The following is a 20,500-nucleotide window of genomic DNA, read 5'->3' as shown; positions in this document are numbered from 1 at the left end:
TTTTAGCGGCAGGTGCATCCTCTGATTTTGAATGGATATTCATTGTAAATTTTCAGTTTAGTCTGGCTTTAAAAACTTAAGATTCTGTATTGCTCATGACATCCTGAATACTTTTAAGGTCACGCAGTCGAGTCTCATCCTGGCGGAAATATTCAACCAAAGATTCGATGCAGGTAATGGAATCCCAGCTCAAATGGTGTTCTATCCCTTCAACATCCTGGTAAATATTTTCTTCTTGAACACCAATCGTCGTCAAAAATTGTTCAAGCAGATGATGGCGCTCCATCAACCGTTTGCCCATCTTTTTGCCTTTTGGCGTAAGCACCAGCCCGCGGTACTTCTCATAGATCAGGTACTCGTCTTTGTCCAGCTTTTGGATCATCTTCGTCACCGATGAAGGGTGTACTTCCAAACCTTCAGCTATATCAGACACACGAGCATAGCCCTTTTCATCAATTAATTTGTATATACGCTCCAAATAATCTTCCATACTGGGCGTTGGCATCTGCTTCCCTCTCTTCTCTCTGACCTGCAATATTCCTGCCTGGTCACTATCTTATAATGATACATGTTATCAATACGCATTGGCAAGTCCTGCACAATCCATTCACTATTTACAGTCCATAAAACACTTCTCGGGGCTTGAATTCCTTCACCATTACGCAAGTATTGGCAAGGGTGACTTATCTCTAAACAAGGCAAACTAAGCAGGTTCAGTATTGAAAGGAGTGATTTCGTGAGTACAAGTGTAGCGCAACCACCCGTTCGCAAAGCAAAAGGCACTAAACCCTTTATTCCCGATTTGGTGTATTTTGAACCCGGTGCGCTGGAATATGAGAAAGGCAAACGAATTATGGAATGGGTTACCTCTAGAGATATCCCATATCAGATGACGACATCCCATAATCGAATTACCAATCTCCCTGGTGAAACGGAACAGGAAAAGTACCGAATGGCAAAGCGTACCCTTGTCGTCGGCGTGCGTAAAACACTCAAATTTGAGCAATCGAAGCCTTCGGCAGAATATGCCATTCCCATCTCCACAGGTTGTATGGGCCACTGTCATTATTGTTATCTTCAAACGACACTTGGGGCCAAACCCTATGTCCGTGTCTATGTAAACACCGAAGAAATTATTGAGGCTGCCAAGGGATACATTGAGGAACGTGCACCTGAACTTACCCGTTTTGAAGCAGCCTGTACATCAGATCCCGTAGGTCTGGAGCATATTACAGGAAATCTCGGTGACCTAATTCGTTTTATGGCGGATGAGGAACACGGGCGACTTCGCTTTGTAACCAAATATCATCATGTTGATCCTTTATTAAACATCGAGCATAACGGACACACTCGTATCCGATTTAGCGTGAATTCCGATTATGTGATCAAAAATTTTGAACCAGCCACCTCACGGTTTGAAGAGCGAATTGAAGCCGCAGGCAAAATAGCTCATGCCGGATATCCGCTCGGATTCATTATTGCCCCAATTATGTGGTACGACGGGTGGGAAGAAGGATATAGCGAGCTATTACAAAAACTTGCCGATACACTTCCCGAAGAAGCAACCAAGGATCTAACTTTTGAGATGATCCAGCATCGTTTTACCAAAACGGCAAAAGCCACCATTGAGAAGCGATACCCTAAAACCAAGTTGGAGATGGATATCGAAAAGCGGAAAATGAAATGGGGCCGCTGGGGCCAGTACAAATATGTGTATAAGGATGATCAGCAGGATGCCCTGCGCGAGTTTATTACTGAACGCATTTTTGAACATTTCCCACTGGCCAACATTGATTATTTTACCTAAGCGCAGAGCGGCACTGGCACCTTTGATAAAGAGCCATTGATTAAAAAAGCAGGTTACATGAGCCCAGAATCATTCTGGTTTCCATGTAGCCTGCTTTGTTCTTATTTAAAATAACACTTGAGAAAAATAAAAAGCGTCGTTACTCTGTGCTAGATAATCATCCAGTCTGGTGTAATTTGCTGTAGCCAGATTGTAATTTTCGTCATCTGATCCGTAAACAACAACACTCCGAGGAACAACATTAATGCGCCTCCAGCTTTCATCATGATATTGGAATAACGCAAGATCCAGCGTGTAGAACCGATGAAAAAGGCCAAAATGAAAAACGGTAACGCAAATCCAGCCGTGTATCCCGTAATCAATGCCAACCAGGTTGTTGGTTCGCTCGCAGCCATCGCGATGATAGCAGTCAAAATCGGTCCAATACAAGGCGACCAGCCCGCCGAGAAACCAATGCCAAAAATAAATGAGCCCAAGTACCCCGCTGGTTTCCATTTCATATCCATTTTGCGCTCTTTCATCAGAAACTGAGGTTTGAACAAACCAAGCAAGAATAAACCCATTAACATGATTAAGATCGCGGATAATTGACGAATGAGATCACGGTTATCATTGAAAAATTGGCCAAACAATCCGGCTCCCAGTCCGAGCGAATAAAACACAGCCGAGAAACCCAAAATAAACGCCAGCGTATGAGTCAATGTCTTGAAGCGAACTTCACGCTGATTGCGCTCATCCTTCAACCGTTGTACCGTCATCCCTGTAATGTAGGAAAGATACGATGGATACAGCGGTAGACAGCATGGCGATATAAACGAAGCTAATCCTGCTACAAAAGCCAGCCACACATTAACATCAGGCATGAAGCGGATATCTCCCTTCCCTGGGGGCTCACTTGCTCTCGTTCAGACTCAGGCTCGGAACCCTTTTTTTCCAATCATCGTAAGAATCAGCATCATGATAAGCAAAAGTACAATTGTTGCTCCTGGTGCAAGGTTCCAGATCCCGGCCACAACCAGTCCAATGACCACGGCAATTTCGCCAATGACCACGGACAATATAATCGCCGATTTGAAACTTCGTGCCATCAGCAAACTTACAGCTACCGGAATGGTCAGCAGTGCTGATACCAGCAATGCGCCCACGATTTTGATCGCCGTACTAATGACAAGGGCTGTCATCACGGTAATCAGCATGTTAAGCAATTTCACGGGCAATCCGGTTACCGCTGCGGCATCCTCTTCAAAGCTGAGCAGGAAAAACTCCTTATGTAACAGTGCTACAACGATGACCACGATCAACGTGACCACACCGACCAGCTTCAAATCTGTGGAGTCTAGTGTATAAATACTGCCGAACAGGTAACTCATAACATCTGTATTATAACCTTTGCCCAGCGTGAAGAACAATGAAGCCAGCGCTACCCCACCGGACATGATAATCGCGATCGATAACTCGGCATAACTTTTGTACGCCTTGCGCAGTTTCTCGATCGCAAATGATGCGAGCACGGCGAAAATAAGCCCCACCGCAATCGGATACACTTCAATCAGGAATCCGAGTGCAACCCCGGCTATAGTCACATGAGACAGGGTATCCCCGATCATGGATAAACGCCGGAGCACCAGAAACAATCCGATCAACGGTGCGGTGATGCCGATTAACAATCCCCCCGCAAGCGCCCGCTGAAAAAAATCACTCATTAAAATTTCCAAAACACACACGACTCCTTCGGCCTTGCTCTAATCTGGTTGCGTACTCGCGTCTAACGTACCTGGGTGGTGGTATGCTGCAAATTAGTCTCGGCGCAGTCTTCCACCTCATGGGAATGACGGACATGGAAATGTATCTTTCCGTTTGTCACCGCTGCTTTGGAACCGAGATAACTCTCCATCCGGTCCATATCATGTGATACCATCAGGAATGTCATCCGGTGGTGTTCATGCATATGGGTAATCAATTCGAAAAAACTGGCCTGGGATTCAGCGTCAATACCCACCGTCGGTTCATCCAGAATCAAGAGGTCAGGGTGATTAATAAGCGCCCGTGCCAAAAACACACGCTGTTGCTGTCCGCCTGACAGTTGTCCAATCCGTTTATTCGCCAAATCCTCAATCCGCATCACCTGCATAGCATCTGTGCACTGCTGCTGACATTTACGCGACATTCGGCGGAACATATTCTTGTTATTGTACAAGCCAGACATCACGACTTCCCGTACCGTCGCAGGAAACAATGGGTTAAACGCATTTTTTTGCGGAACATAACCAATCCGTTCCCAATCCTTGAATCGGCGGATCGACTGTCCGAAAAGCTTGATATCTCCCTCGGCTGGAGGCAAGAGTCCAACCAACATCCGTAATAATGTCGTTTTGCCCGCCCCGTTTGAACCGATAATTCCGACAAAATCCCTTTCCTGGACCATAAAATCGAGATTTTCAATTACTCGCTGGTCACCGTAGGAAAATGATAGTTTCTCGATCTCTATGATTGGATCATGACACAATGGCATGATTTGCTGCATGGCAAAGCCGCCCTTCATTATATATAAGGATTGCAAACGAATCCTTCAGTCTATCTTATTTTAATGCGATCAGCAGATTTTGCAAATTTTTCTCCATCAGGGTGAAATAATCATCCCCGTTGGTAGCCTGTTCTTTGGTTAAACCTTCTACCGGATTCAGGACCATGGTCTCTACACCTGCTTCATTGGCAAGAGTTTTCGCCAGTTTGTCAGATACCAACTCTTCGAAGAAAATGTATTTAATCCCTTCATCCTTCACCAACTTGGCCAACTTCACAATATCTTGTCCTGTAGGCTCCGCATCTGGAGAAAGTCCCATAATGGCATGCTGAGTCAACCCATAATCACGTGCAAGGTACCCAAAAGCCTGGTGTGAAACGACAATTTCCTTGTTGGGTACTTTGGACAATTCATCCGTAAAGTGCTGATCCAGTGTTTCAAGCTTGGTCCGCAGCTCTTCATAACGTTGTTCATATCCTTCTTTATGTGCAGGGTCTACTTCAACCAGGCTGTTTTTAATATTCTCAGCCATTACCATTGCCGATTTTGGACTTACCCACGTATGAGGGTCCACATGATGGTCCGCGATGTCCTCTGCGTTAGCTTCATCTGCATGTTCGTTGCTATGTTCATCCACCTGTTCTTCACCATGACCGTGTCCATCATCACCTTCAGCAGTCAATAGAGTAACCCCTTCACTTACTGCAACTGACTTCACCTTGGTATCGCTATTCAGTGACTTCAGGAAGTTGGGAACCCATCCTTCCAGACCTGCACCATTGTACAGAAACAACTGGGCTTTGGATGTATTTACAATATCTTGGCTCTTCGGCGTCCAGTCATGTGGTTCAACACCTGTGGGCAGCAAATTAATGACATTTGCATCTTCCCCGCCAATAGTTGAAGTAAACGCATAGACAGGATAGAAACTCGTGATCACATTCACTTTTCCTTCCACCAGCTTGGCACTCTCCGAATTATTCTGACCGCATGCTGACAATATGAGCAAACTAAGAACAAGCAGACCGCTGAGCAACAATTTCATATGCCTTCTACTACGTGTCACTAAAGTCCGGTTTACCTGGTCTAGATTTCTTCCATTATAAAGTTTCAATAGTATTCACTCCGCATCTCTTAATCGTAAACATTACTGAAAGAATTATAGGTAACCTGCTCGAACTTGTCAAGCCGCTCTGTCCTATTCATTCTTTCCTTGAGCACGGAGTTCATAACAGTATATGCTTGTTTTCTTCGTATCAGATCCGATTTCACCTCAAAATAAAAAGTGACCCGATTCTCATCGAGCCACCTTCTATTAAACTATATAAATCAAATCCTTGGTTGCACGCTCAAAGTCTTATTTCACTTGTGCACCATTAGGCATATTATCCGGTACTGTTGCCAGTGTAAGTTGGTCGCCATGGGATGCTGCCAGGATCATGCCCTGGGACAGTTCACCGCGCAATTTCACAGGCTTGAGGTTAGTCACACAGATGACTTTGCGCCCAATCATATCTTCAGGTGAATAAAACTTCGCGATTCCCGATACAACCTGACGTTGCTCATAGCCAAGATCCAGCTGCAACTTCAGCAATTTATCGGCTTTCTTGACTGGTTCACAGGCAATAACTTGAGCCACACGCAATTCCACTTTGGCGAAATCGTCAATACTGATCTCTTCTTTGCTTTCTGGTGCTGTGACGGGTTGAGCGGCTTCAGAAGAGCCTCCAGCATCAGCTTGAGCTGCCTCAGGCTGCGCTTCAGCTTTTTTGCCTCCAGTCATCGCTTCAGCAATATAAGCAATCTCCTGTTCAGAGTCCAGACGTGGGAAGATCGGGTCACCCTTCTGCAAAGCGTTGCCAGCCGGAATAACGCCCCATTGCTTCGCTGTATCCCAAGCCGTCAGTTCACCTTCCTGAATGCCGAGTTGTTCCCAAATTTTGCGCGGAGCACGTGTCAGGAACGGCTGCAAGAGGATAGAAGCAATCCGCAAGCTTTCAATCAGATGCGACATTACCGATGCCAGTTCATTGCGTTTAGCTTCATCACGAGCCAGAGCCCAAGGCTGAGTCTCGTCAATGTATTTGTTACTGCGGCTAACAAACTGACTGATCGCTGTCAACGCTACGGAAAATTGCAAATTTTCCATTGCCTGCTCCACTTTCTCCACAGCAGCAAGACCCGCTTCTTCAAGAGATGCATCAAATTCGGTCACACCAGAAGTAAACTCAGGCGCTTTGCCTTCGAAATATTTGTCCACCATGGCTACAGTACGGTTCAACAGGTTTCCAAGGTCATTGGCCAGGTCGGAGTTCACACGTTCTACAAAGCTTTCTGGAGTAAACGTACCATCTGAACCAAATGGAACTTCACGTAGCAGGTAATAACGCAGTGCATCTAGGCCATAACGGTCAATCAAGGTTACCGGGTCAACGACATTTCCCTTTGATTTGGACATTTTGCCGTCTTTCATCAACAACCAACCGTGAGCGAATACTTTCTTCGGTAAAGGCAGGTCCAGTGCCATCAGCATAATCGGCCAGTAAATCGTATGGAATCGAACAATTTCTTTCCCTACCAGATGCACGTCTGCTGGCCAGAATTTATTGTACAGCGATTCGTCGGATGATCCATAGCCTAGAGCTGTAATGTAGTTGGACAACGCATCAATCCATACGTATACAACGTGTTTCGGATCACCTTTAACTTTGACGCCCCATTCGAAAGTTGTTCGGGATACAGCCAAATCTTCCAGACCTGGCTTGATGAAGTTGTTGATCATTTCATTTTTGCGGGACTCCGGCTGAATAAAACCCGGATTCTCTTCATAATATTTCAGCAAACGATCAGCATACTTGCTCATCCGGAAGAAGTAGGACTCTTCTTTTACCAGTTCCACAGGATGTCCGCTATCCGGACTTTTGGCCGAGATAATTTCGCCTTTGTCATTCTTCTCCACATCAACCAGTTGGGTTTCCGTGTAATAGGTCTCATCTGGGATACTGTACCAGCCTTCGTACTCACCCTTGTAGATATCCCCTTGTTTCAGCAAACGGTCAAAGATATCCTGTACTACTGTTTTGTGGCGCTCCTCCGTCGTACGAATGAAGTCGTCATTGGAAATATCCAGTTTGTTCCACAGTTCCTTGATGCCAACCACGATGTCGTCTACAAAAGCCTGCGGTGACTGTCCTTTCTCCTGTGCCTTGCGTTCAATCTTCTGTCCGTGTTCATCGGTTCCTGTTAAATAACGAACTGCATAGCCACGTAGACGTTTGTATCGAACCATAGCGTCACCCGCTACAGTCGTGTAGGCGTGCCCGATATGCAGTTTGTCACTCGGATAATAAATCGGGGTTGTCAGATAAAATGTTTTTTGATCAGCCATAGATGACTTCTCCTCCTTCATATAGTCGTGCTTTTTCATTACATTTGCCTAAAAAAGAACACAAAAAACTCCCGTCCCTATATGGGACGAGAGTTGCTCTCACGTGTTACCACCCAAATTCCCCGTGCTTTTCACAAACCACAGGCTCTGCCGGTCCTTCGACCGCCCATTAACGCTGGATCACGCCTCAGCCTTACGACAGCCGTTCTAATCAACGTCTGCACGCTCGAAAGAGGTTCCTCCGGGACCATATTCCATCCTCCTCCCAGACCGGTTCTCAGCTCATCCGGCTCTCTGCACTGGGGGTGTGTCAGTACTTATCCCTTCACTGGAAATCATTATACCAAAAATATACTGAAATACTGCCTCCTTTGTCAAGTGGACAGCAATCTTAAATCAACTCAATCCGGCAAAAACCACCATTGGATTGTTAATCCGATACCATCACAGACTTTTCAGCCTTCGGCGGCACCAGATCCACTCCGCCTGGATGAAACGGATGGCATTTCGCAATACGCTTTGCCGCAAGCAGCGATCCTTTGAACGCACCGTGCACCTCAATCGCCTCCATTGCGTAAGCCGAGCAAGTAGGATAGAAACGACATGTCGGCGGCTTCAAAGGAGAGATATAGCTGCGATACACCCGAATGGGAGCCTGAACCAGTCTGCGGGATAACTTCATCGTCAGTGCTTCCCGTGAGTGTGCTGATGACCAGATGACACTTTGGCTGGCACATGTTCAGCACAGTCCTTACAGTACCCGAAAACTTCAAATTTATGATCGACAACCTGGAATTGCTCAGGCGCATCTGCAAGCTGCATTGGGCAAAAAACGATTGGATATGTCTTCTGGCATTTCAGACAAATCATATGATGGTGATGGTGATCCTCGCTGCAATGTGCTCTGAATTTCACCCCATCTTCAAAGATGACCTGCTCCAGCACACCCAATTCTTGCATGACACGCAAATTCCGGTAAACTGTGTCAAAACTCAGTCCGCTGTAAGTTTTACCCATATATTCATAGACGTCCTTGGGTGTCAAATACCCAGGGGATTCGGCAAATAACCGGGCCAGTGTCTTCCGCTGATCCGTAATGCGGAGCCCCTGCGAGGACATGGTAGTAATAATCTGTTCTGTCGACAGCATGATCTAAAGCACCTCCTGTCATTCGAGCATTCTACATAAACCCCAAAGAGCAACTTCATTTCTAGCAATACTTAGATCGAAATGGTTTTATTCGTCTAGGTATTGTACCCGTTAGCCTGTGGAATCAAATTATGCAAATGCTGATACTTATACTTGATTTATATACTACTAATAATGCCTTAAATGAAGTTCATAGTCAACGAAAGCGCTTGGATACCGCTACAAGCGTGACTAAAAAAGAGCTGCCCCCGGTCATTTGCATGACTTGGGGACAACTCCTTCTTCTGACGGTTCAGATGATCAATCCTTCGGGCGACTTTGGGGGTGACAGGATAATACCATATAACTTCACACCAAACCGTCCGTCCTAGGTAACAGGTGAAACAATTACTTCTCTGTCGGAAGCGGTGTGAACAGCAAGTTGACAGGAAGATTGCTTCCTGGTGCAGCCGAGAACACAATCGTTACAGCTTCGCCGTACGAACCTGTGCGGTAGAGTACACTTTGTTCATTTGGTGCACTTAACGATTTGCTACCATTCGAAATCTGCACAACCTGACCATTAACGAGTGCCACACCTGAGTATCTACCACCACGAGGGTTGAATGAGATCAACGTGCGCGGAGCTACATTGTTCAGTGTAATTTTGTAAAGTACACCGAAGTTACCCGCGTTAGAAGCTTCCGTATAGGCCATAGGGTCTGTGCCGACCAGATTCGGGTCACTTGCATTATCCCCAAGTGGCAGACGAGCGGGCTTCGAACCTACTTCTTGGTCATAAGTGATGACACGTGTTGCATTCGGATACGTACCACGGTTGTGCACACCATCACGATCCAGAACAGGCAGTGTGGACCATACAGCCATCGGATCTTTATTTTCTTCGATCATGATAATGTTGTAATCCAGCCTGTAGTCGCTGAAAACATCAGAATACAGTGAAATTACTTGCCCTTGCTTCATAGGAAGAGCATTGAGTTCAGTAAGAATCAATTTGCTCTCTCCTGGCTGCAGCACAACATTCAATTTTCCAGTGCCATCTTGCATGGACTGGAACCAACGCTCAATCGATAACCTTCCGGCTACTGTTGCGAATGGTGAAGGACCAGCGAAGCCCATATTTTGCTGCTCTAATGTTGCTGCGTACATATTATTATTCGTAGCAACAACGTACATTTTCACGTTTTTACCGGTGTTATTTACATGGTGAATCATGAAACGGGTCTGACCGATTGAAGACTCTTTGTACACAATCCCTTCCGAATTAACGGTTTCCGGGCTGTTACTACGAATCAGCACACTTTGCTCATCGTAATAAGTGTACGGAACTTTCTCCATGGCAGGAACTTCACTGCCGTTGAAGCTGAACTTATCACCTACCGGCGTGAACAACTGATTAAAATCAGAGATAGTATACAGTGTTTCATTAGTAATATTGACATTCTTGGTATAGCTGTTACTAGCACCATGTTTGTCCGTAACAGTAATCGTTACTGTCTTTGGTCCTGGAACAAAGAATGCCAGAGCATTGTTTTCCCATTCAGTTTTCACAATAGCATTTTCATCATCGGTGCTCTGATCAATGTACGTGATCTTTTCACCCATTTTGTACTCTTCCTTGTCTGTCATAAACATCGCTACAGGAGGAAGGTTTGGTTTCTGTACCTGAATCGTGACAGCGTATGGATCACTCCATTGTCCGCTCGAATCTTGGACAGCATACGTTACCGTATATGTACCCGGCTGGTCAAACGAATCTTGACGGCCAGTCCAGCGCTCGTCTACGATGTCAAATCCCTTTGGAGAGCTGGATTTAGTGTTGTATGTCACCGTATCTCCTACAAAGATCTCTTTTTGTACTGTGAAGCTGGCTACCGGTTTGGTATTCAGGTTCAGTACAACAGTCTTGGCAGACTGATTAACTTTATAAGTAATATTAAGTGCCTGAGTAATCGACGTCAGTGGCACCATGAACGTATTTTTTTGTTGATAGGCAGGGCCTTTCATCGTTCTGGATTCACCGTTAACAGTGTAAATGCTACTATTTGTTTTGAAGCGAAGCTCATCTTCGCCACTAATAATAATGGTTTCTTTGGTTGTATTGTCATATTTCACTTCATAACCAACCCGATCGACCAGTGCGCGGATCGCTACATAAGATACTCCGTTTTTAACAGCCATCGGCTGTCCGGCAAGATATGTTTTGCCGTCTTGCACCATTTTGTTGCTGTTCATATAAAGTGTCAGATCTCCGCCTTTAATTCCGGCTACAGATTGACCGCTTGTAGATGGTTGCTCAACCTCAACTGGAGCTGTTGGAACTGTTGTTTCCTCTCCCGCATCATCTTCATCAGCAGGATCTGTAACAGGGTCAATCGGAGTAACATCTATACCGGTAGGTTCATTCGTCACCGGGTTTGTTCCTTCGACTACATTGTTATCATTGTTATCAGGCTGTTTTGTATCTGACCCAGACTTTACATCCGATTCCGAGATCGTTTGTTCTTTCTTCACAACCTCCACGGATTTAACATTGGCTGTATTTGTTGTTGTTGTATCACTTTGATCGGCTGCTAGTGCATTCGCTGGAATCGCTGCAAACGCTTGGAATACAGCTAAAGCGGTAAGTATGGATAATTTCTTCTTCAAATTCATTCTTTGTCTTTGGCTCCTTCTGCTCCCATTTTATAAATATCCCCCTCAAAAAGTCATACTATTAGACGCTTAGTACCGGGAAAAGTTGCTAAAAATATTTGATAAGAATTGTAAACATTTAATAGAGCGAAAATACTATGAAAATAGTTATCTATTACACCTTCGACTTGGAGTAAAATCTGTATTAAAACCCGCCGCAAATTCCAATAAAAAAATCCCTCCAGAACATGGTTGAATAGTACCATGCCACAGAGAGATATAGAGATATAGAGTTTTTGAATTTGCTAATGCAAACTGACGGGCAAGCGTCCTGTTGGCTGCATTTCACCTGTTAAGACGAGGGACAATGCGCGAACCACTGCAGGAGTGTTCTCGTACGTACATACATAACTTCCCGGCGTCGGAATCTCCAATAAATCATATGGATTACGCAGAGCGACTACAATCAGGGAATACTTCTCACTCAGTTTTTGAACCAAATGATGCTGCCCTTTCGGAAGATGGCCTGCGGAAGTGTAAGTACATACGATGATTTGATCTTCCTCCGACACATCCTTCAGTATCTGATCCGCTTCATCATAAGTGGGCTGTGTCGTTATTTTGTGCTCCCGAACTCCGCCTCTCAGCTGCGATAACGCCACGCCAAGTGAATCTGTATGAGACCATGGTTCATCCACTTCTGTGCGTTGCACAACCTCGGGCCAGATGACATACACATTCTTTTCAGGGTTTAAGGGAAGCAATCCATCATTCTGAACTATAGTAATGCTATTGGAGGCAATCTCATCTAACCTGGATTCGATGGAGGCCAGCGACCTTGATGATTCATCTTTCTCTTTTGTTGAGATCGTGATCCCATCCTCATCAGATCCATCCGATACAGCATCATCCTCTTCCATGGAGACAAACGTATGCTCCCACTGACTACAACGCGCTGCCTTCCATGAAATAATACGTTCCAATGCCTGGTTAATGGTGGCTTCATCCACTCGTCCAGTACGAACGGCATCCACAACAGCTTCCACAGCAGAGACCTGATCTTGCAATGTGTGACTAACGAGAATTAGATCAGCACCTGCCTCCACAGCACGAATGGCTGCTTCTGCCACACCATATGGCTTGGATATCGCATGCATTTCCAGACAGTCTGTAATAATAATGCCGTCAAAGCCCATTTCTTCGCGTAACAGCCCTGTCAATACTTTACGGGACAATGTAGCTGGAATCGGCTCCGGTTCAATCGCCGGGAAGATGACGTGAGCAGTCATAATCGAATCAACTCCAGCCTCAATAGCACGATGGAAAGGCAGAAGCTCCACCTGATCCAGTCTGTTACGGTCATGAGGTACAGTGACCATCCCCAGATGTGAATCCACCGCTGTATCTCCATGTCCAGGAAAATGTTTAGCTGTCGCAGCAACGCCTCGGGATTGATACCCTTTGATGGCTGCTGCGCCATGAGCTGCTACGCTCTCCGCATTCTCGCCATAAGAGCGCACGCCGATAACCGGGTTAAGAACATTGTTATTCACATCCAACACTGGAGCGAGGTTCATATCGATACCGATGCTTTTTAACTCATGACCTAGAATTTGTGCGCATTCAAGAGTATAGTCGGGATTCCCCGTCGCTCCAAGCGCCATGTTTCCAGGTACCTGGGTCACTCCCTCTTTGTCAATCCGGGCCACCATCCCACCCTCCTGATCCACCGAGATCATCAGAGGTAAATCTCCGGCTTCAGCCGCGATCGCTTGCAAGTCGGCAGACAGTCGTTTTAACTGGTCTACGCTTTCCACATTCCGCCTGAAATAAATGACGCCTCCAACATGATAATCACGGATCAGTTGATTGATCTGTTCATCTGCATGCTGTCCATGGAATCCACACATAAACATCTGTCCTACCCGCTGTTCCAACGAAAGCTGATCGATCGAATTCATACGCATGCTTTCCTCCCCATTATGAACCTGCTCTTTGGTTTGACCTGAATTCTGATGGTTTCATGTGAAAATGTTTATGGAACACTTTGGAGAAATATCGCCGTTCCTTATACCCCGTCGCTTCTCCAATGGCTGTAATACTCCATTCCGTTGTACTCAATAATAAGGCTGCGCTCTCCATTCGCTTATGGGTCATATATTCAACAAAGGTTACACCCATCTGATTTTTGAACAGCTGGCAAAAGTAGCCCGGACTGATGCCCAGCCAATCAGCTACCTCATCAATGCCCAGATCACATTCCAATCTGGCGTTCATATACTCGCACGCAGAACTGATCAGCTCAGACACAGAGGGGCGAGGTACACTTTTCTTATCATGACAAACATAAGCAAGTGCCTCCGCCAGTTCGATTAATTCCTTGATGGAGGTTGCTGAATGCAATGCACTCCAGAAGTGCATTTCGTCCTGTTCAGCCATGACATGCACTTCGCGCAATTCACGAAGCATATGTACCAGCAGAAAACGCAGACTATTTTCGGCTACGCCATTCAGCGTACTCTTATGCTCGCTCATCCGATGTTTGAGCCTCACTAGCAGGTCTATCAATCCTTGTTTATTTCCCTGCCTGATCCAGCGGGTGATCAAGTCCAAATCCTCTTTTGTAATCCACATTGTTGTCCTGCTGGAAGGTTCTTTGGATGACATGATAGAGTGCTCAGCAGATTCCTGTTCCAGCGCATCGCTGCGCTGATTAGAATCATTCATGATCAGCAATCGCTGACAATGCCGATATCGCTCAGCCATCTGATCATCCAGTTTCACAGGCATAACATCCTGAATGACCCTTGTCTTCATGCCTGAACCTATCTCAAATGTCGTATCTAGTTCCAACTGAACCTGTTGAGCCAGTGCATCTGCTCGCAGTCTCCATTCATCTGATGCCTCCACCAACATGCACCATTCTCCCTTACGGGCCGAAATCAGCAGAGTTCCTTCACAAATCCGGTCTGTAATCTCCCTAAGTTTGGAACGGATCATTCCATGCCAGCTTTGATGCCGAGCCCCAGACCATCCGATCGAATGTTTAAAATAACCTGACACATCGATAAGCAGCAGGATATATCGTAACGAAGATGCCTGTGGTTCAGGGGAAGAAGGAGGGGAAGAATATAATGAATCTTCCTCTTTTCGCATCAGGTCAATGATATGTTTGTGCCTTACCCATACTTCCATCTCCGATTTGCGGTGGCGTTCAGCCTCCACTTCCAACCGTTTCTTCTGAATCTGACTAGCAAGCTCACGCAATTTCTGTTCCAGATCCAGGTAATCGATTGGTTTGCATATGTATTCATGGACATTGTAACGAATGGCCGTACGAGCATACTCGAACTGCTGATACCCTGTCAGCAAAATAATCTCGCAAGTTTCACCTTGTTCCCGCAATATTTGAATTAGTTCCAGACCATCCATAGAGGGCATGCGAATATCACATAACATGATGTCAGGGTGACATTCTGCAACTTTATCCAGTGCTTCGGACCCGCTTCTGGCCGTACCTACAATTTCAATGCCCATGTCTTCCCATGGCAAGATAAAACTCAAATTCTCCAAAATCGGCAGCTCATCGTCAACCAACAACGCGGTTAGATTCATTCATCTTCCCCCTGCTCATATTGTGGAATAATACATTGAATGATAGTGCCATGTCCCGGAGAGGAACATATAAACACCCCGTATCCGGCCCCATATTGAATCCTTATCCGATCTGCAACACTTCTTAAACCCAGCCCTCGACGCTCTGCCATTGAAGACAGCTGCTTCGTTCCCTCAGCCATGATGTATTCAGGCGGGTCTTCTGCCATGTATTCGAATCGAGCCAACATTTCCTGGGGAATACCGATACCATTATCCTCAACTCGCAGCACCAAGTTATTCCTTTCCACAAATGCACTGATCCGAAGTACACCCTGATATTCAATTCCCTCGAACCCATGCTGAATACTATTTTCCACAAGAGGTTGAAGGGTAAGCTTGAGTATAGATGAGGTGTACAGATGAGATGGAATGTCAATCTCGTACCGGAACAAATCACTAAACCTGTAATGCTGGATCTCAAGATAACTCTGTAAGTGCCTTAACTCCTCATTGAGCGAAATCTCCTCCTGATCCTGAATACTGATCCGCAGCATATTGCCAAGACGTGTCACCATTTCACTTACTTTACGCCCTTCTCCCCTCATGGCTAGTCCGTTAATGGATTCCAGCGTATTAAATAGAAAATGAGGTTTGATCTGGGCTTGAAGCACGCGTAGTTCTGCCTTGGCCTTCTGTTCCTGCTCTGCACGCACACGTCGGAACAGACCTCCGATCCGATCCAGCAATTCGTTGAACCCTTGTGCGAGCAGCTGCATCTCGTCAAAGCCACTTCCTTCGACCCGGGCATTAAAGTCCCCGTCATCTACACGCCTCATGAATCGTACGAGCACCGCAATATTGCCGGTAATCCGGTTCATGAAGAACACATTGAAAACCATCGCAGCAAGCAGGCACAGCAGAATGATAATAATCGACCAGCCTGCGAACACATTCGTCTCAGCCGATAATGCTTCCCATGAAGCGACACTGACCAGGCTCCAGTTATAGTTTTTCAGATGATATTGTGAAATGATGCTTTCACTGCCATCAAACACTGCTCTGGTGCTACTGAACCCCGGTCCATAAATTCCAGATCGCACACCCAGATTCTCCATCTTCTCTCCGCTGTATCGTCCGGAAGGATCGTATACGATCAGACCCTCTTCATTAATCAGTAGGAACGAAGTTTCCTGTGCAGGATCACTTATTTGCAAATGGCGGAAGATGCGGTCCATCTCCCCTTTTTTAATCTGAACGACAAGGACCCCAATATTCTGAAAATAACTGAGTTCCTTGACCAACCGAATCTGAGTAAAGACAGGCTCTACGCCCGTCAGTTCAGGATATTCCAGAGGGGCCAGCCATTTGGGCACACCGTTGAGTTCCTGAATTTCTTTGAATATTGGATGAACCTTAAATTGTTGAAAAGGAAGGGCTTGAAAATTTTCTTTCGTAAATATAGAAACAATCTGGTTATCCTGAGACGAACGCGGACGCAAATCATACAAGAAGGCATAACTAATAAACGGGTAGTTGTATAAAAGGGAACGGAAATTACGCTGGCTGGCATTCAGCGACAATTGATTACCGATTCCAAGGTCCTGTTTGCTTGGATCTTTGGCGTTCAAAGCCATCTGGAATACCGATGTGGCAATGCCGTTATCCGTGACATTGTTGATCTGCTGAAAAACATTCTCGATATTATAGCTAATCGCCTGGAGTGCATATTCAGACTGCTGATTGTATTTTTTCTCAATCGTATGTGATGTGACCAAGAACATGCCGATTCCAAGCGTGCACATCGGTACAATGATGAGCAACAGAAATGCCATGGCCAGCTTCATCCGCAAGTTCATTTCCCGTTCTCCCTATATAACGCATCGTTAATTAACCTTTAACACTACCTGCCGTTACGCCTTCAATGATTTTCTCCTGCAATATGGCGTAGATTACAACAACCGGTACAACACTGTATACAATGCCTGCTGACATCTGGGCATAATTCATTTGATACTGATCACGAAACTGGACCATGCCGACAGGCAGTGTACGCAGTTTATCGGTGGATAAGAAATAGTTGGCGAGTAAAAATTCGTTCCAGTTGCCGAGGAAATTCACGATAAACACCGTAACAATGGCTGGAACTGTAAGGGGTATCACTATTCTAGCAAAGATACCCGGAGCCCTCAACCCATCCATAACCGCAGCTTCCTCAATTTCTCCAGGGAGCGACCGCATAAAAGCAGCCAAAATAATAATTGTGAACGGAATTGCATTCGCAACATAAGGAATGATCAGCGCCAAATGAGTATCCAAAATGCCGAGCTTGCGGACAAGCAAATAAATCGGCAGCATGAGCGCATTGTTTGGAATCAGCATGCCCGCCAGAATGAGACTGTACAGCAACATGCTCCATTTGCGGTGTCTCATCCGTGTTATAGCAAAAGCAAACATGGCACCAAGCACAATGGTTCCGACTGAAGACAAGACCGAAATGTACATACTGTTCCAGAAATACGTTCCAATCTTGGCATTTACCCAGGCCTCCACGTAGTTATTAAACACCCATGTGGAAGGCAGACCGAACGGATTCAGTGCAATTTCGTTGTTATCCTGCTTGAATGAAGAAAAGATTACAAATAAAAAGGGAAACAGAATCGCAAGTAGATACAACATCAACAAAACATGAGGTATACTGCCTTTTATGTTCTTTACCATCAATATTCCACCCTTTCGTTGCGTCTCGCCACCAGCAACTGATATACCGCGGTGAGCACAAGCGTCAGAGCAAAGATCAGAACCGCAATCGTATTGCCATAACCGTATTTAAAATTGGTAATCGCATATTTGATCATATACGTAGCAAGCACTTCGGTAGAGCCTGCTGGTCCACCTTTGGTCATAACCAGAACAATATCTGCTGCCTTCATCGCCCCGGCAATGGATAACATGATGACCACGGAAATGATAGGTCTGATAAGTGGCAATGTAATTTTGAATGCTCTTTGCACGGCTGTTGCTCCATCAATGGCTGCCGCTTCATCGAGATCCTTGGGAATAGCCAGAATGGCCGCCAAGACCATGACAATATAGAATCCCGTCCACTGCCAAGCATTGGTTACGAGAATGGATATCATTGCGAACCGATTATCGGATAGCCAATAGACTGGCGAAATACCTACGGTTTCAAGTAACTGATTCAACAGGCCAATGTTAGGCTCGTAGATGAATCCCCACAGAATACCGATGACGGCCGTTGACATAATGGACGGCAAAAAGACGGCTGTTTTGTACAATCCCTTCAATTTCTTTACATTCGCAATGAGCAGGGAAAACAGCACAATGAGAGGCACCTGGATCAAAACAGAAAATGCGATAAAGAAACCGTTATTGCGAGTTGAAATCCAAAAACGTTCATCTGTCAATGCTTTTGCATAGTTGGACAGTCCCACAAAACGCGGCTCTGCGGATACACCGTTCCAACTGGTCAGACTGTAATAGAGCGAACTGCCGATAGGATACAGGAAAAACATGATAAACAAGATCAGTGCCGGCAACACAAACAACGTATAGATCAGCGGGCTGCGGAGTGAAGTATTCATGATCTACCTCCTTCAGTGACTTCAACTTCTTATGCTCATATATAGAGCAGATTCCTCAGCAGTGTAATTCTTTAGAAAGGACCAAGGGTTTTACCCCGGCAGTGTTCCAACCGGGGTAAACCAGCATGGTGTTAGCAGGTACTCTTCTTTGCTTGAAAGATCGTTATTCTACTGAAGCATTAGCCTCTTCCTGAACCTTCTGCAATTCTTCAGCCATTTTCTCTGGTGTCGTCTGTCCACCAACCAGCTTCTGAATTTGCAAGTTACTGATCTCTGTCGTTACATCGGCTTGAACGAGTGCATCGAAAGCCGGGAATGAAGTCTGCGATGCATTCAGAACAGCTACGATTTCTTTCATCAAATCGTCGGTGATGCTGTCTGTCAGCACTTTTTCATCCAATTTCATTGCTGGTAACACACCGTCTTCTACGAGTCCACGAACTTGCATATCTTCGTTGTAGAAGTTTTTGATAAAGGCTTTAACAGCCGCAAGCTTCTGAGGATCATCCGCAACCGCTGCGGAGAAGCCGTATCCGTTATTGACGTCACGCATCAGGGCTGTTTGATCTCCTGCACCGTTCTCTACTGGAGGGATATTGAAGAAACCAACCTTGCCAATGAGCGACTCACCGCTCTGTCCTTCCTTGAATACAGACGATTTCCATGTTCCGTCGTACATCAAAATCGCTTCACCACTCGTAAATTGAGTTGTATATTCTGCATACTCAAAGCCAAGCTCGCCTTTTTTGAAGTAACCTTTATCCACCCATTCCTTATGCTTCGCGAATCCTGCGACAACGCCTGGATCAGTCCACTTGGCTTCGCCTGTAGCAAACTTCGCCGTAATATCAGGTCCAGCATAACGGGACCACAGATGGTTCGTTAACATGAGTGGAACCCAGCCTGCTTTGGAAGCAGAAGCAAGTGGCACTTTGCCATCAGCCTTGATCTCAGCGAGCATATTATCCAGCTCAGCCATTGTTGAAGGCGCTTTCCAACCTTTTTGCGTAAAGTACTCTTTATTGTAGAAGAATCCTTCACCCGATCCGCCAATAGGCAGTCCGTATACTTTGCCTTCATAGGTAAATGGTTCAAGTGATGAGAATTGGTCCTGTATGCCCAGTTCTTGCAAGATCGGCGTGAGATCTAACAACATGCCTTCCTTGGCATATACTTTGGAGTCCGGACTACCGAACAATTCGAAGATATCCGGCGGATTGCCTGCTGCCATCTCACCACGAAGCTTCTCCTTACGATTTACATCGGATTCAACTCCGTCCAGTGTAAAGGTCAGGTTAGGTACTTCGCTCTCCACTTTGGCCACAACGTCCTGCAGAATGGCCAGCCTTTTTTGTTTGTCGGCACCCACCTGAGTGTGACGGAGAAGCATCTCAACCGGTTCCTTGCTTGGCTCCGCAGGCGTATTGCCTGCTCCCTGTTGTGGTTCGTTAGTTGAGCTCGAACAACCTGCCAATGTCCATGATGCGATAAGCAATAATGAAAGCAGTAATGTCATTCCTTTTTTCATTCGTATGACCCCCCTCAAGATATTGAGCATTTGGCTTTACACTCTGATTATAAAAAGTTGTAGCTTACATCGTAAGGATGACAATTCATCAATAGAGGGATAAAATCCTTCACTGGACAAATAATCTTGCATTTACAATTGATAACAGCAAAAAAACAGCCCCTGCGAAACATGTTCGCAAAGACTGCTTGGTTGGTATATAAGTTGAACTAAAGAATATTTCCACTTGCCACTCCGATGACAGAACAACCTTCCGATCGCTGTTATCCCC

16 protein-coding genes are annotated in these 20,500 nt (G+C 45.6%); 1 reads left to right on the top strand and 15 read right to left on the bottom strand.

Annotation, left to right across the window (positions count from 1 at the left end; all coding sequences use genetic code 11):
• Positions 1 to 76: 76 nt before the first annotated feature.
• A complete protein-coding gene (gene mntR / locus G3352_RS20160; RefSeq protein ID WP_076291863.1) occupies positions 77 to 505 on the bottom strand; it encodes a transcriptional regulator MntR in 429 nt (142 codons plus the stop codon).
• 231 nt (positions 506 to 736) lie between these two features.
• On the opposite strand from mntR, the gene splB reads away from it, so the two are divergent.
• On the top strand, positions 737 to 1,807 hold the full coding sequence (splB, locus tag G3352_RS20155; protein WP_163759198.1) for a spore photoproduct lyase: 1,071 nt from the start codon (positions 737 to 739) through the stop codon (positions 1,805 to 1,807).
• A gap of 149 nt (positions 1,808 to 1,956) precedes the next feature.
• Here splB and G3352_RS20150 read toward each other — a convergent pair whose 3' ends face one another.
• The 14 genes from G3352_RS20150 to G3352_RS20085 all read right to left on the bottom strand — a co-directional run bounded on the left by G3352_RS20150 (position 1,957) and on the right by G3352_RS20085 (position 20,229).
• The gene (locus G3352_RS20150; RefSeq protein WP_024631017.1) at positions 1,957 to 2,670 is read right to left on the bottom strand and encodes a cytochrome c biogenesis CcdA family protein; all 714 of its coding nucleotides are present in this window, start codon (positions 2,668 to 2,670) and stop codon (positions 1,957 to 1,959) included.
• Positions 2,671 to 2,718: 48 nt separating this feature from the next.
• The gene (locus G3352_RS20145) at positions 2,719 to 3,522 is read right to left on the bottom strand and encodes a metal ABC transporter permease (RefSeq protein WP_024631018.1); all 804 of its coding nucleotides are present in this window, start codon (positions 3,520 to 3,522) and stop codon (positions 2,719 to 2,721) included.
• A gap of 50 nt (positions 3,523 to 3,572) precedes the next feature.
• The gene (locus G3352_RS20140; RefSeq protein ID WP_076291860.1) at positions 3,573 to 4,331 is read right to left on the bottom strand and encodes a metal ABC transporter ATP-binding protein; all 759 of its coding nucleotides are present in this window, start codon (positions 4,329 to 4,331) and stop codon (positions 3,573 to 3,575) included.
• Positions 4,332 to 4,386: 55 nt separating this feature from the next.
• Positions 4,387 to 5,376 (bottom strand): metal ABC transporter solute-binding protein, Zn/Mn family, encoded by a 990-nt coding sequence (locus tag G3352_RS20135; RefSeq protein ID WP_163759196.1) that lies wholly within the window; start codon positions 5,374 to 5,376, stop codon positions 4,387 to 4,389.
• 312 nt (positions 5,377 to 5,688) lie between these two features.
• Entirely contained in the window at positions 5,689 to 7,758 is a 2,070-nt protein-coding gene (gene metG / locus G3352_RS20130) for a methionine--tRNA ligase (protein ID WP_275898444.1), read from the bottom strand.
• Between the two features lie 391 nt (positions 7,759 to 8,149).
• The gene (gene yidD / locus G3352_RS20125; RefSeq protein ID WP_024631022.1) at positions 8,150 to 8,401 is read right to left on the bottom strand and encodes a membrane protein insertion efficiency factor YidD; all 252 of its coding nucleotides are present in this window, start codon (positions 8,399 to 8,401) and stop codon (positions 8,150 to 8,152) included.
• Positions 8,402 to 8,403: 2 nt separating this feature from the next.
• A complete protein-coding gene (locus G3352_RS20120; protein ID WP_063565677.1) occupies positions 8,404 to 8,868 on the bottom strand; it encodes a Fur family transcriptional regulator in 465 nt (154 codons plus the stop codon).
• Positions 8,869 to 9,255: 387 nt separating this feature from the next.
• Positions 9,256 to 11,523 carry a stalk domain-containing protein gene (locus tag G3352_RS20115; RefSeq protein ID WP_163759194.1) on the bottom strand — a complete coding sequence of 756 codons (2,268 nt, stop codon included), beginning with the start codon at positions 11,521 to 11,523 and terminating at the stop codon, positions 9,256 to 9,258.
• A gap of 284 nt (positions 11,524 to 11,807) precedes the next feature.
• Positions 11,808 to 13,469, bottom strand: a complete 1,662-nt coding sequence (gene nagZ / locus G3352_RS20110) for a beta-N-acetylhexosaminidase (RefSeq protein WP_163759192.1) — start codon at positions 13,467 to 13,469, stop codon at positions 11,808 to 11,810.
• A 13-nt stretch (positions 13,470 to 13,482) separates the two neighbouring features.
• Positions 13,483 to 15,117: a response regulator gene (locus G3352_RS20105; RefSeq protein WP_163759190.1), complete on the bottom strand. Its 1,635-nt coding sequence runs from the start codon at positions 15,115 to 15,117 to the stop codon at positions 13,483 to 13,485.
• Positions 15,114 to 16,955, bottom strand: coding sequence for a cache domain-containing sensor histidine kinase (locus tag G3352_RS20100; protein WP_163759188.1), 1,842 nt, complete (start codon positions 16,953 to 16,955; stop codon positions 15,114 to 15,116). Before G3352_RS20100 ends, G3352_RS20105 begins: the two co-directional genes overlap by 4 nt.
• A gap of 31 nt (positions 16,956 to 16,986) precedes the next feature.
• On the bottom strand, positions 16,987 to 17,817 hold the full coding sequence (locus G3352_RS20095) for a carbohydrate ABC transporter permease (protein ID WP_063565672.1): 831 nt from the start codon (positions 17,815 to 17,817) through the stop codon (positions 16,987 to 16,989).
• Positions 17,817 to 18,701, bottom strand: a complete 885-nt coding sequence (locus G3352_RS20090) for a carbohydrate ABC transporter permease (RefSeq protein WP_063565671.1) — start codon at positions 18,699 to 18,701, stop codon at positions 17,817 to 17,819. The genes G3352_RS20095 and G3352_RS20090 overlap by 1 nt, the downstream gene beginning before the upstream one ends.
• 163 nt (positions 18,702 to 18,864) lie before the next feature.
• Positions 18,865 to 20,229 carry an extracellular solute-binding protein gene (locus G3352_RS20085; RefSeq protein WP_163759186.1) on the bottom strand — a complete coding sequence of 455 codons (1,365 nt, stop codon included), beginning with the start codon at positions 20,227 to 20,229 and terminating at the stop codon, positions 18,865 to 18,867.
• Between the last annotated feature and the right edge of the window lie 271 nt (positions 20,230 to 20,500).

The sequence above is a fragment of the Paenibacillus sp. ALJ109b genome, assembly GCF_010747435.1.
Classification (GTDB): Bacteria; Bacillota; Bacilli; order Paenibacillales; family Paenibacillaceae; genus Paenibacillus; species Paenibacillus taichungensis.
This window is presented reverse-complemented; position numbering and strand designations above follow the sequence as displayed.

What these genes read in the sequence shown, in the direction of transcription:
- metG (WP_275898444.1), bottom strand. Translation starts at nt 7,758, where the DNA reads ATGAAAAAGCACGACTATATGAAGGAGGAGAAGTCATCTATGGCTGAT.
- G3352_RS20105 (WP_163759190.1), bottom strand. Translation starts at nt 15,117, where the DNA reads ATGAATCTAACCGCGTTGTTGGTTGACGATGAGCTGCCGATTTTGGAG.
- G3352_RS20135 (WP_163759196.1), bottom strand. Translation starts at nt 5,376, where the DNA reads ATGAAATTGTTGCTCAGCGGTCTGCTTGTTCTTAGTTTGCTCATATTG.
- mntR (WP_076291863.1), bottom strand. Translation starts at nt 505, where the DNA reads ATGCCAACGCCCAGTATGGAAGATTATTTGGAGCGTATATACAAATTA.
- G3352_RS20090 (WP_063565671.1), bottom strand. Translation starts at nt 18,701, where the DNA reads ATGAATACTTCACTCCGCAGCCCGCTGATCTATACGTTGTTTGTGTTG.
- yidD (WP_024631022.1), bottom strand. Translation starts at nt 8,401, where the DNA reads ATGAAGTTATCCCGCAGACTGGTTCAGGCTCCCATTCGGGTGTATCGC.
- G3352_RS20120 (WP_063565677.1), bottom strand. Translation starts at nt 8,868, where the DNA reads ATGCTGTCGACAGAACAGATTATTACTACCATGTCCTCGCAGGGGCTC.
- nagZ (WP_163759192.1), bottom strand. Translation starts at nt 13,469, where the DNA reads ATGCGTATGAATTCGATCGATCAGCTTTCGTTGGAACAGCGGGTAGGA.
- G3352_RS20115 (WP_163759194.1), bottom strand. Translation starts at nt 11,523, where the DNA reads ATGAATTTGAAGAAGAAATTATCCATACTTACCGCTTTAGCTGTATTC.
- G3352_RS20100 (WP_163759188.1), bottom strand. Translation starts at nt 16,955, where the DNA reads ATGAACTTGCGGATGAAGCTGGCCATGGCATTTCTGTTGCTCATCATT.
- G3352_RS20085 (WP_163759186.1), bottom strand. Translation starts at nt 20,229, where the DNA reads ATGAAAAAAGGAATGACATTACTGCTTTCATTATTGCTTATCGCATCA.
- G3352_RS20140 (WP_076291860.1), bottom strand. Translation starts at nt 4,331, where the DNA reads ATGCAGCAAATCATGCCATTGTGTCATGATCCAATCATAGAGATCGAG.
- G3352_RS20150 (WP_024631017.1), bottom strand. Translation starts at nt 2,670, where the DNA reads ATGCCTGATGTTAATGTGTGGCTGGCTTTTGTAGCAGGATTAGCTTCG.
- G3352_RS20095 (WP_063565672.1), bottom strand. Translation starts at nt 17,817, where the DNA reads ATGGTAAAGAACATAAAAGGCAGTATACCTCATGTTTTGTTGATGTTG.